At 63.1% G+C, this 16,872-nt stretch carries 15 protein-coding genes and 2 pseudogenes; 4 read left to right on the forward strand and 13 right to left on the reverse strand.

The window, feature by feature from the left end; genetic code table 11:
- Positions 1-984, reverse strand: a complete 984-nt coding sequence (locus BLR35_RS17040; protein ID WP_090384656.1) for a metal ABC transporter substrate-binding protein — start codon at positions 982-984, stop codon at positions 1-3.
- Between the two features lie 69 nt (positions 985-1,053).
- A complete protein-coding gene (locus BLR35_RS17045) occupies positions 1,054-1,722 on the reverse strand; it encodes a metal-dependent transcriptional regulator (RefSeq protein ID WP_090384658.1) in 669 nt (222 codons plus the stop codon).
- Between the two features lie 193 nt (positions 1,723-1,915).
- Between BLR35_RS17045 and dph5 the strand changes: the two genes are divergently transcribed.
- Together dph5 and BLR35_RS17055 are read left to right on the forward strand one after the other, a co-directional pair.
- Positions 1,916-2,704 (forward strand): diphthine synthase, encoded by a 789-nt coding sequence (dph5, locus tag BLR35_RS17050; protein ID WP_090384660.1) that lies wholly within the window; start codon positions 1,916-1,918, stop codon positions 2,702-2,704.
- 65 nt (positions 2,705-2,769) lie between these two features.
- Entirely contained in the window at positions 2,770-2,964 is a 195-nt protein-coding gene (locus BLR35_RS17055; RefSeq protein WP_090384663.1) for a DUF8066 domain-containing protein, read from the forward strand.
- A gap of 317 nt (positions 2,965-3,281) precedes the next feature.
- On the opposite strand, the gene BLR35_RS17060 is transcribed toward BLR35_RS17055, so the two are convergent.
- Positions 3,282-4,355 (reverse strand): alpha/beta hydrolase, encoded by a 1,074-nt coding sequence (locus tag BLR35_RS17060; protein WP_090384665.1) that lies wholly within the window; start codon positions 4,353-4,355, stop codon positions 3,282-3,284.
- Between the two features lie 68 nt (positions 4,356-4,423).
- On the reverse strand, positions 4,424-5,404 hold the full coding sequence (locus BLR35_RS17065) for an isocitrate/isopropylmalate dehydrogenase family protein (protein WP_090384668.1): 981 nt from the start codon (positions 5,402-5,404) through the stop codon (positions 4,424-4,426).
- 180 nt (positions 5,405-5,584) lie between these two features.
- On the opposite strand from BLR35_RS17065, the pseudogene BLR35_RS17070 reads away from it, so the two are divergent.
- Positions 5,585-5,964: pseudogene (locus BLR35_RS17070) on the forward strand (CBS domain-containing protein).
- A gap of 149 nt (positions 5,965-6,113) precedes the next feature.
- Here the strand turns inward: BLR35_RS17070 and BLR35_RS17075 are convergent.
- Positions 6,114-6,539 (reverse strand): hypothetical protein, encoded by a 426-nt coding sequence (locus tag BLR35_RS17075; RefSeq protein WP_139169319.1) that lies wholly within the window; start codon positions 6,537-6,539, stop codon positions 6,114-6,116.
- A gap of 101 nt (positions 6,540-6,640) precedes the next feature.
- Here BLR35_RS17075 and BLR35_RS17080 point away from each other — a divergent pair, with 101 nt between their 5' ends.
- Complete coding sequence (locus tag BLR35_RS17080) at positions 6,641-7,549, forward strand: hypothetical protein (protein WP_139169320.1); 909 nt, start codon at positions 6,641-6,643, stop codon at positions 7,547-7,549.
- Positions 7,550-8,143: 594 nt separating this feature from the next.
- Here the strand turns inward: BLR35_RS17080 and BLR35_RS20815 are convergent.
- From BLR35_RS20815 to ilvB, 8 genes and pseudogenes are all read right to left on the reverse strand, one after another.
- A pseudogene (locus BLR35_RS20815) lies at positions 8,144-8,272 on the reverse strand (3-isopropylmalate dehydratase small subunit); the annotation flags it as partial.
- Between the two features lie 161 nt (positions 8,273-8,433).
- The gene (locus BLR35_RS17090; protein WP_090384675.1) at positions 8,434-10,764 is read right to left on the reverse strand and encodes a S8 family serine peptidase; all 2,331 of its coding nucleotides are present in this window, start codon (positions 10,762-10,764) and stop codon (positions 8,434-8,436) included.
- Positions 10,765-10,877: 113 nt separating this feature from the next.
- Positions 10,878-11,519: a 3-isopropylmalate dehydratase small subunit gene (gene leuD / locus BLR35_RS17095; RefSeq protein ID WP_090384678.1), complete on the reverse strand. Its 642-nt coding sequence runs from the start codon at positions 11,517-11,519 to the stop codon at positions 10,878-10,880.
- Positions 11,516-12,943 (reverse strand): 3-isopropylmalate dehydratase large subunit, encoded by a 1,428-nt coding sequence (gene leuC, locus BLR35_RS17100; protein WP_090384681.1) that lies wholly within the window; start codon positions 12,941-12,943, stop codon positions 11,516-11,518. The genes leuD and leuC overlap by 4 nt, the downstream gene beginning before the upstream one ends.
- Complete coding sequence (locus tag BLR35_RS17105) at positions 12,940-13,203, reverse strand: DUF7989 family protein (protein WP_090384684.1); 264 nt, start codon at positions 13,201-13,203, stop codon at positions 12,940-12,942. Before BLR35_RS17105 ends, leuC begins: the two co-directional genes overlap by 4 nt.
- A gap of 30 nt (positions 13,204-13,233) precedes the next feature.
- Positions 13,234-14,277 (reverse strand): ketol-acid reductoisomerase, encoded by a 1,044-nt coding sequence (gene ilvC, locus BLR35_RS17110; protein WP_090384686.1) that lies wholly within the window; start codon positions 14,275-14,277, stop codon positions 13,234-13,236.
- Positions 14,270-14,938 carry an acetolactate synthase small subunit gene (gene ilvN / locus BLR35_RS17115; RefSeq protein ID WP_090384688.1) on the reverse strand — a complete coding sequence of 223 codons (669 nt, stop codon included), beginning with the start codon at positions 14,936-14,938 and terminating at the stop codon, positions 14,270-14,272. Before ilvN ends, ilvC begins: the two co-directional genes overlap by 8 nt.
- Positions 14,935-16,722 carry a biosynthetic-type acetolactate synthase large subunit gene (gene ilvB, locus BLR35_RS17120; RefSeq protein ID WP_090384691.1) on the reverse strand — a complete coding sequence of 596 codons (1,788 nt, stop codon included), beginning with the start codon at positions 16,720-16,722 and terminating at the stop codon, positions 14,935-14,937. The genes ilvN and ilvB overlap by 4 nt, the downstream gene beginning before the upstream one ends.
- Positions 16,723-16,872 lie beyond the last annotated feature (150 nt).

Below are 16,872 nucleotides of genomic sequence, written 5' to 3' on the forward strand. Positions count from 1 at the left end.
TTATTCGGTCTGTAACGCCTGCTCGAGCGTCGGGAAGTTGATCTCCTGGAAGTGATCGACGTACCCCCAGTCGGGCTCCATCTCGAGGCCGGTATCGACTTCGGGAGTTCCGTCGAGTTGCGTTTCGACCGGGGACAGCGGCAGGATTTCCGCGTCGACTTCGGTTGCGAGCGACTCCGCCAGCCGTCCAGGTTCGCCGACGTCGTAGAGGACGTATTCGATCCCTTCCGCTTCGATCAGGTTCTCGATTTCCTCGACGTCGCCGGGAGAGGCCGCGTCGTCGGGCGAGGTGCCGACCGGTGAGTAGATGTCGACGCCGTACCGTCGGTTCCACCACTGGAACGAGTCGTGTGTCGCAACGACGAGCGACTCGAGGGTCGCTCGCTCGACGATTTCCTCGAACTCCTCGTGAAGGTCCTGCAGTTCGTCGTTGAACGCCTCGGTGTTTGCCTCGTACGTGTCGGCGTTGTCGGGATCGATCTCGGCGAGTCCGTCGGCGATGTTCTCGACTCCGGTTTGACACTCGACCGGATCCATCCACCAGTGTTCGTCGTCGTCTTCTGCCGGACTGTCGAAGAACTCGATGCCTTCGGAGGCTTCGATTACGACGACGTCGTCGCGTCGCTCGAGTTGGTCGGCGGCGTCGTCCTGCCAGGCTGCGAAATCCCGCAGATAGACGAACCCGTCTGCGTCGTCCATCTGTTCGACGACGTCGGTCCTGGGATCCCAGTCGTGACCGTGTTCGCCGACCGGAACGAGATCGATCGCTTCCATCTGGTCGCCGGCCGTCTGCCGAATGAAGTCCCAGACGGCGGGCATCGAGGCGAAGACAGTGAAGTCGGCGGACTCGTCCCCCTGGTCACCGTTTTGCGGATCGTCACCGAGACAGCCCGCAAGACCGGCCCCGAGCGTTGCTCCAGTTACGGCGACGAACGTTCTACGCGAGACGATACGAGAGTTGGATTCGTTCGAATCGACTGTCATCACTCCCGGGTTTTCGAAACCCGTACTTATTATTTCCCTAGGCGAATACAATAGTTAGATAGATCTAATCTATGTTGTCGGACGAACGCCGATCCGTCGAGCGACACGTGTCGGGAGGGGAACGGGATTCTCTCCCGCGGTCGGAACGACTGTAACGAGGTCGACCGCCGAAACCTCCTCGACGACGAGTCGAGTACCGGGCCCGATTCCGTGGTCGGACAGGTACTCCCGGATGTCCGGGTCCCGATGGGGAACCTGTTCGACGACGAGCCTCTCACCGGGATCGTACGTCGTCAATGGGTCGTACGGGCTTTCTTCCGGGAGTCGAAACTCGGAGTCCGGGATCGGATCGCCGTGCGGGTCCGTCGTCGGATGGCCCAGAAACTCCGCGAGTCTGGCGACGAACTCGTCGCTGACGTGGTGCTCGAGTCGGTCGGCCTCGTCGTGGACGTCCGCCCACGGAACGTCGAGGTGCTCGGCGAGGAACGTCTCCAGCAGTCGGTGGTTCCGCACCAGTCGGAGGACGACCCGTTCGCCCTGGTCGGTCAATTCGACGCCCTCGTAGGGCGTATACTCCACGAGGTCGCGCTCGTCTAACGTATCGACCATGCTCGAGACGGTCGGCGAGGTCACGCCGACGGCGTCGCTGATTTCGGCGGTACGGACCGGCTCTCCGTGATCGTTCTCGAGGTGGTAAATCGCTTTGAGATAGTCCTCTGCGACCGGACTGAGATCCATCAACAGCCGGTTCACGATGGCTTCCCTAATATATTGTCCTATGAAAAGAAGGCTTTAGACTAGTCTAAATAGGTGCGGGCGATGGCTGTCACTGACTCGAAAATTGCGTACCGTTTTTCGCTGGAGATTCTGCTGACCTCCCGCTGGCGACACGACTCGAAACCTTCTCCCGACCGGTCCGTCTACGACCCATATGCTCACCTTCATCGGTCTCGGGCTCTACGACGAACGATCGATCACCGTCGAGGGCCAGGAGGCACTCCGGAACGCCGACCGTGCCTACGCCGAGTTCTACACCAGTAAACTCATCGGGACGACGATCGAGGACCTCGAGGCCCACCACGACCTCGAGATCGAGGTCCGCGACCGCGCGGGCGTCGAACAGGAACCCGACGATATGCTCGAGGCGGCTGAAGAGGAGGACGTTGCCTTCCTGACTGCGGGCGATACGATGATCTCGACGACCCACGTCGATCTTCGCCTGCGCGCTCACGAACGCGGGATCGAGACCCACGTGATCCACGGCGTCACCGCCCAGACCGCCACGAGTTCGCTGACGGGGCTGCAGAACTACCGGTTCGGCAAGGCGACGACGCTGCCGTTTCCCTACGCGCACGGTGCCGACGGTCTCCCAGCGAGCGTAACCGAGACGATCGACGCGAATCGTGCGGACGGCCTGCACACGGTCGTCTACCTCGACATCAAGGTGGGCCACGAGCGTACCGAGGAAGACGAGTACATGACCGCCGACGTCGGCGCTGAACTGCTCGCTGAAGAGTACCCCGACCTCGTCGGCGTCGTCGTCGCCCGCGCGGGCAGCCCCGACCCACAGGTCGAGGCTGGCACGATGACCGACCTCGCCGACCGAGAGTTCGGCGATCCGCTGCACCTGCTCGTCGTCCCCGGCGAGTGTCACCTCCTCGAGGCCGACGCGCTGGTCGAACTCGCAGGTGTGGACCGGGAGATGCTCGAGATCGCCTGAGGGATGGTTCGAGATCGGATAGTCGTCCACAGGTATTTACGACGGTTCTTCGAATCGTCGACCCGATGGACGAAGAGTTTCGACCGCTCGGTGGTACCGCTCTCGGAATTCTGCTGCTGGTGATTCTGGTCTACGCCGTCCTGACCGCGAACATCTTTCTCGGGCTGCTCGTAATAGTCGTGGTCGTATTCGGCGCGGTTTTTCTCCACCTCCTCTATCGGTTCGTCGTTGCCGTTGAAGAGATCGCTGCCAAGATGTAATGTATTGATGAGACGTGATTGCTGGATAATTCGTCCTGCTACAAACGCTCCCGATCGAGCGAGGTAGAAGGAGACCTGAGGAAGATACGCAGACATTGCTATCGTGGCAACGAGGAATAGCCACGTCCTCCCCAGCCGATTGCGGTCCTCGCGCCTGATCGCGGCGCTTCACGCCGCGATCAGGCGCGACGGTCCTCATCCCTCGCACGCAATCGTCGGCCGCCCTAAAGAGCGGCCGACAGCGCGCGCCACCGCACGCCAAGGACGACGGACAGCAGTTCGACCGAACCGGTTCGCATCGAGCCGTCGGGACCTACTCACTCGAGCACGCCCTCGAGTTCTCCCATAAACTCACTCGGCACCTCGAGGTGTGGCGTGTGCCCCACATTGCTGAAGACGACTTCCTCGAACTCGCCGCCGGCGTCCGCGTACTCCTCGAGGACGGCACGGGTCTGGTCGACCATCGGCTGTGGCGGGAAGACGTCTTCTCCGGGCCAGTCGGGGAGTTGCCCCATCCGACCGAGCGTTCCGAGGTCGAACAGCGACTCGTTGGAGACGATCTGGTCGGAGTCGCCGCGGATCCACAGGACGGGCGGCTTTTCGTCCGGATCGATGTCCGTGATCCCAGAGAGGTCACAGTACTTCGGTGCAATCGCGTTGTTCACACCCGTCTCACCGGGTGCGACGCCTGGCCAGTTTTCGCTCTCTGCGGCCGATCCGGGGTAGTTCTCGTCGCCGGTGGCCGTATCGAGCATCCCTGTCAGGTACGACTCCTCGCGTTCCTCGTCGAACTCGTGGGTCGGATCGACGTAGTAGGTCCGCAGGATCTTCCGTGGGCTGGCTTCGCCCTCTTCTCCTCGGTCGCGGTTCGTGAGTCCGGCGACGAACTCGTCGTTACCGGTCCCACCGCCGGAGCCGGCGTAGTCGTCGAAACACGGTGTCCCCTCGAGGTCTTTCGTCCCGCCGAATCCGTACGGTGAGAGCGGGTTGACGAGCACGAGCGTGGAGACGCGCTCGGGGTTCTCGAGCGCGTACCGCATCGCAGCCCCGCCGCCGTTCGACCAGCCGACGAGTGTTACGGGCGTCTCGAGGCCGAGTTCGTCGAACAGCGCCTCGAGGTCGCCTGCGAAGTCACCGAGACCGTTCGTCGCGTCGACCGGCTTCGTCTCGCTGTCGCCGTACCCTCGGAGGTCGGGAGCGATAGCGTAGTGGCTCTCCGGCAGGTCGGTCAGTCGGTCCTCGAAGAAACGGGAGGAGGAGACGTTGCCGTGGAGGAAAACGACCGGGTCGCCGTCGGCGTCGGGATCGGCCGACTCGAGGAGGTGGGTCTCGAGGCGGTCGGTCTCGATCGTACGTGACTGGACGCCGGCGAGGGTATCGTCTCGAGTCATGGCCGGCGATACCACGGCCCCCCTGATAACGTTCAGCCGTAACTCGAATTTGCGAGAGGGCGGGCCCGCTACAGTCGGTCGACGATCGCTTCGGTCACGTCGTCGGTCGAGGCGTCACCACCGAGGTCGGGCGTGCGTGGCCCCTCCTCGAGCGTCGTCTCGACGGCCTCGCGAATCGCTGCACCGTCCTCGTCGTAGCCGAGGTACTCGACGAGCATGGCTGCCGAGATGATCGCCGCGGCAGGGTTGGCGACGCCCTCGCCGGCGATGTCGGGCGCGGTTCCGTGGACGGGTTCGAACAGCCCGCGGTCGGGACCGACGTTCGCGGAGGGAAGCAGGCCGAGGCCGCCGACGAGCCCCGCTGCGAGGTCCGAGAGCACGTCACCCGCGAGGTTCGGACAGACGACCACGTCGAAATTGTCGGGCTCGAGACAGACGTGCGTCGCGAACGCGTCCATCAGTACCTCGTCGGTCTCGACGCCGTTCTCGTCGGCGACGTCTGCGACGGTGTCTCGGAAGAGGCCGTCCGTCTCCCGCATCACGTTCGCCTTGTGGACGGTCGTGAAGCCGTCGTAGTCGTTGTCCTCGACGTACTCGCAGGCGAACTCCGCGAGTTGCCGAGAGGCCGACTCCGTGACGACGCGGGTCAGCGTCGCGACGTCGTCGGTCAGGCGGTCCTCGTGGCCCGAGTAGACGCCCTCGGTGTTCTCCCGCAAAAAGACCAGATTAGTCTCTGGGCGTACGGCGTCGATCCCCGGATACGCCTTCGCGGGACGAACGTTGACGAACGAGTCGACGGCCTCCCGAAGTGGGAGAATCACGTCCGCGGCCGTCTCACCGGCGGCACCGAACAGCGTCGCGTCGGCCGACGCCGCGAGTTCGTAGGTCTCGTCGGGCAACGCCTCGCCCGTCTCCTCCTGTACTGCGTCGCCCGCGTCACCCTCGCGGAACTCGAAGTCGATCTCGAGCGTTTCGAGCACCTCGACGGCTGCTGGCGTGACCTCCTGTCCGATTCCGTCGCCCGGGATGACGGCGATCTCGTGAGTCATACACACCCATCGATCCGGGGGCGAAAAGAGGGTATCGATGTCGACCACCGCGGGCCGCGAACGCGGCGATCGACTGACGGTGTCCCCCGGTGGACGACCCGTATCTCCGTTCGAAAATGATGAATATCACCGATCGGTGTATTCCATACCTCGAAGTAGTTACTATCCATAGCACGTTCTATGAGTTCGAATTCCCGAACCCGGGTCGACGAAGTGATGCCGACGCCGCTCGAGACGATATCGAAGACACGACGGTCCAAGACGCTGCGCGACGGGTGCCTGACGAGGAACTCAGCGCGCTAGTCGTGACGACCCATCTGCCCTCGATCATCACCAGCACGGACGTGATCTCGGTCGCCGCCGACGGACGCAACGCCGGCGACGTGCCCGTAACCGACGTGATGACCGAGTCGGTCGAAACCGTCCCCTAGGACATCTCCCTCCAGGAAATCGCCGCGATGATGCCCACCTTCGGGATCACACACCTTCCCGTCGTCGACGGAGACGACGAATACGTGGGAATGGTCTCCTCGACGGACGTCACGGCACAGCTATCGTAGGACAGGGTGCCCACCGGGTCTGTGCAGTGGACAAAACACTCGCATACGACCGCGGAAATTACCGCCCTCAAATACACTGGGTGTCCGGTATTCGTAATCGACGTACCCACGAACCGCCGGAAAGGGGCACGTACGAATCGCGAAGTCGATCACACGATCGATCGGAGTGTGCGGGCTGCGGAGCCGCTGATGACACCCAGGAGTCCGAACAGCAACGCGAGCAAACAACTGAGCGCGAGTGACATCACCATATTCTCCATCGTCGATGCGTACGGATCCCAAAACGGCCGCGTCTGTGGGCCAATGAATGCCGCACCGAGAAGCATTCCGGTGAAGACCCCGCGTCGCATGAACATGGTCACTGCCGGGGCAAGGAGTGCTAGGAGTGCAGGTACGCCGAACCAGACAAACAGAGCGAACTCACCGGGAAACGCAACTCTGCTCTGGACGAAGCTGTTGAACGCGAGCCAGCCAGTACCGAGTCCCACTCCGACAAGAACGAGTAGTGCGAGTCGCACTGGCTCGAGGGGTTTTTCGCCTCGGAATGCCGTTCGAACGCGCGTAGGAACGCTCATACGATTCAATCCATTCGAAACTATATATTCCTGACCTTAATAATAAGAAGGACCTAATTAGCAGAAGAATTTATTTGAATTAATGAAATTCGCCAATGTATATGACGGAGAAAACATCTCGGCGAGGATTCGGCATCGGACTCCTCTGTTCAATCGCGTTTGTCAAACCTTCGGTTGCAAGCAGTGATGATCGAAGTGCTGTTCAGAAGGAATTACAAAACGTGTATGCGGAGTACAATGTCTCGAACAGTCGTATTCGGTTTGCAAGGCGTGAGCTCCCTCACTTCTTAGAAGGGACCGAGTTAGCTGCGCCGGACGAACGCATTCTGGCTGCTCCTGATCGAACCTACATTCCAGAAAACGCCAACTACGATACGTTCCTTTCCAGCGATGACGAAGAGCGGATCGTGGAGCGAGCAGCCCAACGTTATCAGCGAAAGTACGGTGTTGATCCTCGTGACCCGGCGATGACGCGGATAGGGGATCTTTTTGTCCCGGATGAATTCCTCGAGGATCTGTACGAAGAGGTCGTTCACAGCCAACAGAGTGTACCATCGACGATAGATATTGAAACACTGACTGGCAATTCGACCGACGAGCTCAGACGGCAGTATCAGGAACACGCGGCTGATGCAGGCATGTGCGAGTGCTGCAACAGTAATACGATTGGAATCCAGAGTCGACGGCCACCCGGTGTTTCGAGTACGACGCCGACCGCCGAGGACTCGGAACTGATTCTCCACCGGTACTTACCGCCGTTCGGTCACGACCAGTATCCGTCCGAAGGAACGTTAAGCGATACGCAGGAAGCGTTCGGCCGATTTGAGGACGACGAGCTGGATAACCTCAATAGTTCGGTCAACACAACAGTCACCACACACTATGGGGACTACGACCCACCCGAAACCGATTCCTCATCAACCCAGCTTGATGAGTTCGCTGACTACGCTCACGACGCCGAGATGCAGATTCGAAAAACACGCTCGCAACGCTGTGGGTCGAAGAGATGAACAACAGAGGAAGAGCTCGACTCCCTGGGTTCTACTCGGTGAATGCCATTGATAGCACGGCGTGGTACAATCCGCCGCAAGCCTGGTCAAAGACGACGCTGCTCCAACATGAGATTGGACATAACTTCGGGTGCTACAAAAGTACCACCGTGGGTCACGACGAAGACCAGGCACACCACTCTTCGTATAGCACGACTAGCTGTGTTATGCATTATGTGACACAAAAGGTCACAGATAGTTTTTGCTCCCACTGTGATGAAACCGTCGCTGACGGGATCGAAGGTAACAATTAGGATCGATCGGGACCCACTGTGTCGATGACAGTTGGCTAAATATATAGTAACCAGCAAAAGTCATTGTACACATCTTTCCGATCCACCGGCCCAAAATCGGCGACTGCCGCTTCTGGGGCGTCTCGCTGTGAGGGTGTGTAAATCATTTCACACTATAGCCGTTTGATGAGTTCGACACGACGAGCGATCATAGCGTGAGAAGATGATTGAGTCCCTTCGGACGGATCACGACTGGACTTCCGGATCGGTGTGATCCAGTGTCGTCTCAGTGTGCGGTGAAACCAATCGATGGATTCGACTTCTAGACCCGCTCGTCCTCGACGTACAGTAGTTCCTCGGCCTTCTTTCGTACTTCGCCGACGTTGGACTTCATCAGCGCCGACGTGTCCCAGACGCCCTCGACGAGCGCCTTGCGCTGGGCGTCGTCGAGCCCCTCGAGTACCTCGACCGCTGCGGGCGTAATCTCCTGTCCGATTCCGTCGCCCGGGATAACGGCGATCTCGGAGTCATACCCACCCATCGATCCAGGGGCGAAAAGAGGGTATCGATACCGTCAGTTCTGCGGTTCCCGCACCATCCTCGAGTCGACGATCAGTCCCGCCGATCGACCCGCATCGCGAGCAGCGTGAACGCTGCCAGCGCGATCACTGCCGCCGCCGGCCCGAAGCCGGGAATCGGTAACAACGGCTCGGAGAGGACGACCGTCACCGACTCGGTCGCCTCGCTCTCGATCGGTTCGCTCTCGACGGCGGTCGACGCGAACTCCGGTGCCGAGGCTTCGACCGTGTAGGGTTCGCCCGTTCCGGGGATCACTACTGTCAGCTGTCCGCTTTCGTCGGTCAAATTGGCCGCTTCGTAGGATTCCCCGTCGCCGCGCTCGAGTACGACCGAGGCGTTCTCGATCGGATCGCCTTCTTCTTCGCTCTCGACTGTGACCTCGAGCGTCGCGTCACCCGTCATCGCGACCGTCCTCGTCGCCGCGTCGTCCTCGACTGCCACCCGTCGTGTTTCGTCCTCGTAGCCGTCCGAACTGGCCTCGAGCGTATAGTGCTCGTCCGTCGGCACGTCGCTGACGACGTAGGTCCCGTTCTCGAGGGTCGTTCCGGGGTAGATTCCGCGACTGCCGTTCAGGGAAACCGTCCCGTCTTCGATCCCCGCGTCGAAGTGAGTGTCCCTGAGCGTGACCTCGAGTTCACCGTCACCGGCCGCGACGACGTCGATCATGACTCGCTCGTCGGTGGGGACGAACGCCGTCTCCTCGATCGTCTCGTATCCTTCCTTCGCCACGACGACGGTGTACTCCTCGTCGCCCGCGAGTCCGAAGCGGTCGAACGTGCCGTCCTCGTCGGTCTCGATCTCGGCGACCGTTCCGTCCTCGGCGACGATCTCGACGGTCGCCTCCGCGAGCGGTTCCTCGGTCACCGCGTCGTTGACGGTGCCCTCGACGCTCGAGTGATCGCCGACTGCATCGATGGCTGCGCGCGTGTCGATGATCCCGTGGCCGTACCGGGTATCGGGTTCGTCGGGTTCGCCGTCGGGCTTCCAGGCGGTCTCCCGGAGCGCGCGCTGGATCTCGTCGGGAGTCAACTCCTCGTCGGTCGCGGACTGCATCAGCGCGACCGTTCCCGCGACGTGTGGCGTGGCCTTGCTGGTCCCGCTTCGGGACGCGTAGTCGCCGCCGGGAACCGGTCCCTTCACGCCGACGCCGGGCGCGACGACGTCGGGAGCGACGTACGAGTCGGGCCAGCTATCGAGCGCGTGGCGACCCCACGCGTCGGCAGTGTCGATCTCCTCGCCCGCGGAGAAGCCGATGACCGAGTCGGTCTTGCTGCTCGCACCGACGCCGACCGCGTCGTAGACGTTCCCGGGCGCGATCGAGGTCCCTTCGCCGCCGTTCCCGACGCCGGCGACGACCACTGTGCCGGCGTCGTTGGCGTTCTCGACCGCTTGCACCATGCTCGGAAGGTAGTCGTCCCAGCCGAAACTCGTGCTGATCACGTCCGCATCCTGGTCGATCGCCCACTCGATCCCCTCGAGGACGGTCGACTGGCGGCCGCGACACTCCTCGTCGCAGTCGGTGATGACCGCGCCGTGGACGAGGGTCGCCTCCGGTGCGACCCCGATCTGGGTCCCGCTCGCGTTGCCACCAGCGACGATTCCAGAGACGTGCGTGCCGTGACTGTCGTAATCGACCGGTTCGTCGGAGGGAGTGCTCGAGAAGTCCTTCCAGCCCTCGACCTCGAGATCGGGGTGATCGCCGTCGACGCCCGAGTCGAGGACGACGACGGTCGCGCCCTCGCCGCGCGTGTCGAACTCGTCCCACGCCTGCGGGACGTTGATCGTCTCGAGTCCCTCGGTGTACTCCTCGCCGGCGTCGGCGGTCGCTGCCGTCGTCGCGCCGTCGACCGTTCCACTCGAGGCGACGACCTCGGTATCGGCGTACAGGCCGGACACGCCGTCGATCGTCGCCAGCTCCGTGACGTCCGCCCGCTCGCGGTCCACCGTCACGACCGCCGCGTTGGTGATCCAGAATCCGCGTTCGAACGTGACTCCGGACGTCTCGCTCGCGTGCCGCTCGAGTGGTTCCTGGCTCGCGTTCGCGTGTGCCTGCCGCGTCTCGATCGCGGCCTCGCCGTCGGGGATCTCATCGCGCTCGAGGTCGTCGAACTGGACGACGACGCGTACCTCGCCGGTGGCGTTCTCGAGAGCGGGATCGATCGCCGGCTCCGTTCCGTCGGTCGCTCCAGTGGCCAAGTGAGGAGATTCGTCCGTGGCTGTGCCGGTAGCCGAGACGGACTCCGTGTCCGCCATCGCTCCAGCCGCCAGCGTGCCGCTCGAGGCGAGCAAAACGACGAGCGTCAGAACCAGTCCGATCCCCACCAGTCGCCACCCCGTCCGGAGATCAGTCGACCGACGAGACATTATCTGTCCCCAGACAGTCCGGCAGGTTAAACGTAGCTATCGAACGGGACAGCAGAGATAACGGGTCGAATATCGAACCGAACGAAAACGAATTCGACGTCGGTCGGAACGGACTACTCGGCTTCGGGGATCGCCGCGTCCTCGACGTACGGCAGTTCCTCGGCCTTGCTGCGGACTTCGCCGGCGTTGGACTTCATCAGCGCCGTCGTATCCCAGACGCCCTCGACGAGTGCCTTGCGCTGGGCGTCGTCGACGGTGACGTCGATGGTCCGATCACCGTACGTGACCGTCTCGGCTTCGACATCGATCTCGAGTTCTTCGTTCGGGTTCTCGTCGACCCAATCCTGCAGTTCCTCGATCGTCTCACTGTCGGCCGTCACGGTCGGGATGCCGAGCGCGAGGCAGTTCCCCGCGAAGATCTCGGCGAAGCTTTCGCCGATGATCGCGTCGATCCCCCAGCGCATCAGCGCCTGGGGCGCGTGTTCGCGGGAGGAGCCACAGCCGAAGTTGCTGTTGACGACCATCACCGACGAGTCCTGGAACCGGTCCTCGTTGAACGGATGCTCCTTGGGATCGTCGTTCTCGTCGAACCGCAGGTCGAAAAAGGCGAACTCGCCCAGGCCGTCGAACGTGACGACCTTCATAAAGCGCGCCGGGATGATCTGGTCGGTGTCGATATCGTTACCCCGGATCGGGATGCCCGAACCGGAGACGGAGTCGACTTCGGGAATCTCGACCTCGCTATCGGCACTCATACGGTGGTCACCTCCGCTTCCGGCAGTTCGCGAACGTCGGTCACTTCACCTTCGATCGCCGCCGCAGCGACCATCCGCGGGTTCATCAGGACGGTACGGCCGTCCTTCGATCCCTGCCGGCCGATGAAGTTCCGGTTCGAGGAGGAGGCACAGGCCTCGTCGCCCTCGAGCTGGTCCTCGTTCATGCCGAGACACATCGAACAGCCGGCGTTTCGCCACTCGAAGCCGGCTTCCTCGAAGGTGTCCTTGAGCCCTTCCTGTTCGGCTGTCTCCTGGACGCGCTGGCTGCCGGGGACGACCATCGCGCGGACGTCCTCGTGGACTTCGCGATCCTCGACGATCCGGGCCGCACGCCGCAGGTCGGGCAGTCGGGCGTTCGTACAGGAGCCGAGGAAGGCGACGTCGATCTCGTAGCCGTCCATCGTCTCACCGGGCTCGACACCCATGTGTTCCTGTGCGCGTCGCGCAGTGTCCTGCTTGTCCGCGGGCAAGTCTTCGGGTGCCGGAATCGGGTCCGTGATACCGATCCCCTGTCCGGGCGTCGTACCCCAGGTAACGGCGGGCTCGAGTTCGTTCGCGTCGATCGTCACGACATCGTCGTACTCGGCATCGTCGTCGCTCGCGATCGACTCCCAGTACGGTTTCAGTTCCTCGAACTTCTCGGGATTCTCCTGGAAGTAATCGGTCTCCTCGAGCCACTCGTAGGTGGTCTCGTCGGGGTTGACGTAGCCCGCGCGGGCACCACCCTCGATAGACATGTTACAGATCGACATCCGGCCCTCCATTCCGAGGTTTTCGATCGCTTCGCCGGCGTACTCGTAGACGTAGCCGACGCCACCCTCGGTACCGAGGCGGCGGATGATCTCGAGGATAACGTCTTTCGCCTCGACGCCCTCGCCGAGTTCGCCGTCGACCTGGATCTTCCGGACCTTCTGTTTCTCCATGGCGACGGTGCCCGTCGCGAGCACGTCCCGAATCTGGCTCGTGCCGATCCCGAACGCGAGCGCGCCGAACGCGCCGTGAGTCGAGGTGTGACTGTCGCCACAGACGATCGTCTTGCCAGGCTGGGTCAGCCCCTGCTCCGGGCCGATGACGTGGACGATGCCCTGATCGCCGCTATCTGGGTCCGAGAACTCGATGCCCGCCTCGCGGACGTTCTCCTCGAGTTCGGCCATCATCTCCTCGGCGGCGTCTTCCTCGTAGGGTCGGGACTGATCGGCCGTCGGGACGATGTGGTCGACCGTCGCGTGAGTGAGTTCGGGGTAGGCGACCTCGAGATCACGCTCTCTGAGCATGCCGAACGCCTGCGGGCTGGTCACCTCGTGGATGAGGTGGAGTCCGATGAACAGCTGGTCCTGTCCGGTCGGCAGCGTCGTCACCTTGTGGCGGTCCCACACCTTGTCGTATAGGGTTCCCTCGCTCATTCCTCTACAACTTCCTCGTGTTCACGACCGCGTTCGAAGACGTCGTTCGCGTCGTCGGCGTCGTGTGGCGGCGTATGCTCGACGTCCTCCATCGTTTCGTTCCCGTTCGATCGTCCGTTCCTTTCGGCGTCAGTCGTTTCTCCCCCGTCGGTCACGGGCGTCGGCCCGCGGCTGAACAGCTGTCCGACCGTCCGGCCGGTGTAGGGGTTGGTGTGACTGACTTCGCCCATCGCGTCTGTATTGGTCTCGTTTTCGCTCATTGGTTTGCGTTGGTGTATTCTGGTGGTGCGTTAGTCGTCCGCCGGCACCTCGGCGTCTTCCGGTTCCGCTTCCTCGGCCCACGCGAACAGGTCGCGGAGTCGCTCCCCGACCTCCTCGATCTCGTGATTCTTCTCGGCTTCCCGGAGCTGCCCGTAGCTCGGGCGTCCGGCCTGATTCTCGAGGATCCACTCGCGCGTAAACTCGCCGTTCTGGACCTCCTCGAGGACTTCTTCCATGTTCTCGCGAACGCTCTCGTCGACGATACGCTCACCGCGAGTGAGACCGCCGTACTCGGCCGTATCCGAGACGGAATTCCACATCTCCATGTTTCCGCCTTCGTACATCAGATCGACGATGAGTTTGAGCTCGTTCAGGCACTCGAAGTAGGCGATTTCGGGCGAGTAGCCAGCATCGACGAGCGTCTCGTAGCCGTGCTTGACCAGCGCGGTGACGCCGCCACAGAGCACTGCCTGCTCGCCGAAGAGGTCGGACTCGACTTCCTCCTGGAACGTCGTCTCGATGACGCCCGCCCGAGTGCAACCGATCCCCTTCGCGTACGCGAGCGCGCGTTCGTGAGCGTCGCCGGTCGTGTCCCGGTAGACTGCCAGCAGACCGGGCGTCCCCTCGTCGTTCTCGTAGTTGCGCCGCACGAGGTGACCCGGACTCTTCGGTGCGACCATCGTCACGTCGACGTCCTCGGGCGGTTCGATCTGGTCGTAGTGGATGTTCAGCCCGTGGGCGAACTGCAGCGTGTCACCCGCCTCGAGGTTGGGTTCGATCGCGTTCTCGTAGACCGCGGCCTGGACGGTGTCGGGGACGAGCACGGAGACGTACGTCGCCTGCGCGACGGCGTCTGCGGGCGTCGCCACCTCGAGACCGTCGGCTTCGGCAGCCGAGCGAGACGAGGAGTTCTCGCGCAGGCCGACGACCACGTCCACGCCGCTTTCGTTCAGGTTCAGCGCGTGGGCGTGGCCCTGGCTCCCGTAGCCGAGCACGGCCACGGTCTCGTCGTCGAGCGTCGATACGTCTGCGTCGTCGTCGTAGTAGATGTCGGTGGTGAATTCGTCAGTCATCGTCTGCGTTGGTGTAGGTGTGGTGGTTCGCCTCGTCAGCGGTCGATACGCGTGCCTCTGCGGGCGTCGGGCCAGCGGTCTCGTCGGTTCCGCGGGCCAGCGCCGTCGTCCCGGTCCGGTCGATCTCCCGGATGCCGAACTGTTCGAAGGTCTCGATCGCGGCCTCGATCTTCTGGCGCGCGCCCGTGACCTCGAACGTCGCCGTCTCCGGACTCGAGTCGACAGTCTTCGCGTCGTACATGTCGGCGACGGCGTTGACCGCAGCGGGGTCGTGGGCGTCGACCTTGATCAGTGCGAGTTCGCGGGACATTGCGTCGGGATCGAGTTCTCGCACCGAGACGACCGGGATCAGCTTCCGCAGCTGTTTCTTGACCTGGTCGATCCCGGGGTCGGGTTCCTCGACGACGAGGGTGATCCGGGCGCGGTCTTCGTCCTCCGTGGGGCCGACCGTCAGGCTCTCGATGTTGAACTGCCGTCTCGAGAACAGCCCCGAGACTTCGGCGAGCACGCCGGGTTCGTGTTCGACCAGCGCCGAGATGACGGTCCGTCGGGGCTCGTGGGTCGCCTCGATTTCGGGGTCGACGCGGATGCCCTGTTCGTTCCGTCGGCCGCTCGGCATCTCTCGCTCGTCGGGTGCCGGGCCGTCGAGTCCGCCGGTCATAGCTGATCCTCCGTCAGTGCGAATCGGGCGTTGTCGCCGCCGCTTGGCACCATCGGGTAGACGTTCGCCTGGGGATCGATGTGGACGTCGATCACCGAGGGGCCGTCGTACTCGAGTGCGGCCTCGATGGTGTCGGCGACCTCGTCGTACTCGTCGATCCGGAAGCCTTGCGCGCCGAACGCTTCGGCGAGTTTGTCGAACTCCGGCATCCAGTTGTACTCCGAGGCGGCGTGTCGGCCTTCGAAGAAGGCGTCCTGCCACTGCCGGACCATGCCGATGTACTCGTTGTTGAGCACGGCGACCGTGATATCGAGGTTCTCGCGGACGGCCACGGACAGCCCCTGCATCGTCATCAGGAACGAGCCGTCGCCGTCGACACAGACCACTTCCTGGTCGTCGTCGGCCGCGAGTCGCGCGCCGATCGCCGCCGGCAGACCGTACCCCATCGTCCCGAGTCCGTGACTCGAGACCCACGTCCGGGGCTCGGTGAAGGTCCAGTACTGGCAGGCCCACATCTGATGTTGGCCGACGCCGGTGGTGACGATTGCGCGGTCGCTCGTGGCCTCGTCGAGTGCTTCGACGACGAACTCCGGCTGGACGGGTTCGTCCTCGGGCGCGTCGTAGGCCATCGAATAGTCGGACTTCCACTGCTGGCACTGGGCGCGCCACTTCGTCGCCTCGGGCGAGGCGTCGACGGCCTCGGCCAACTGGGAGACGACGGTGTCGGCGTCGCCGATCAGCGGGTAGTCCGCGTGGATGTTCTTCGAGATTTCGGCGGGGTCGATGTCGACGTGGACGACCTCCGCGTCGGGCGCGAAGGTTTCGATCCCGCCCGTGAGTCGGTCGTCGAACCGGGTACCGACTGCGATCAGCGTATCGCAGTTCGAGATGGCCAGGTTCGCGTAGCCGGTGCCGTGCATCCCCGCCATCTCCATCGAGAGTTCGTGATCTTCGGGGAACGATCCGAGGCCGGGCATCGTCGTGACGACCGGGATCTCGTGTTCCATCGCGAACTCTCGGCAGGTCTCGCTGGCCTCGGCCTTGATGACGCCGCCGCCCAGCAGCATGGCGGGACGGCTGGCGTTCTCGATTCGCTCGGCCGCAGCCTCGACGATCTCCGGATCCGCCCGTTCCTGGTACTCGTAGGTGTCGGGCGTCTCGGGTTCGCCGGGTTCGCTCTCGGTCTCGGCGTTCGTGACGTCTTTCGGCAGGTCGACCAGCGTCGGGCCGGGTCGACCCTCGTTCGCGAGCGCGAACGCCTGACCGACGTCGTCGCCGACCCGCTCGGGGTCGGCCGCGAACGTGTTCTCCTTCGTGACCGGCGTCGTGACGCCAGTGGTGTCGGTCTCCTGGAACGCGTCGTTCCCGACGAACGCCGTCGGCACCTGGCCGGTCAGTGCGATCATCGGATCCGAATCCATGTCCGCGTCCGCGAGCCCGGTCACGAGGTTCGTCGCGCCCGGACCGGACGTGGCCAGACAGACGCCGGGTTCGCCCGAGACGATGCCGTAGGCGTCGGCCGCGTGGGACGCACCCTGTTCGTGTGCCATCGTCACGTGGCGGATGTCCGAGTCGTACAGCGCGTCGTAGACGGGCATGATCGCTCCGCCCTGGACGCCGAAGGCGTACTCGACGCCCGCGTTCTCGAGCGCGCGGACGACGGCTTCGGCACCCGTGGTTACTGGGGTGGGTTCGGACGCTCCGTCTCCCACCTCCTCGGCGGGTTCGTCCTGTTCGTCGTACTGTTCTTCCGGTGGCGTGACTTTCGCTGCGCGTTCGCTCATCGAGTATCTCCCGCGTTCTCGCGGCGATCCGCGTTCGTTGCTGTTTGTGTCATCTGCTGGATTGCTGGTCGCTCTGAAAACGATGCGAAACCGGGGTCAGTGCGGAGTAAGAGGTAAGGGGCTAGTACGCCCCTACAATACGGATCGCGG

Source organism: Natronobacterium texcoconense (assembly GCF_900104065.1).
Classification (GTDB): Archaea; Halobacteriota; Halobacteria; order Halobacteriales; family Natrialbaceae; genus Natronobacterium; species Natronobacterium texcoconense.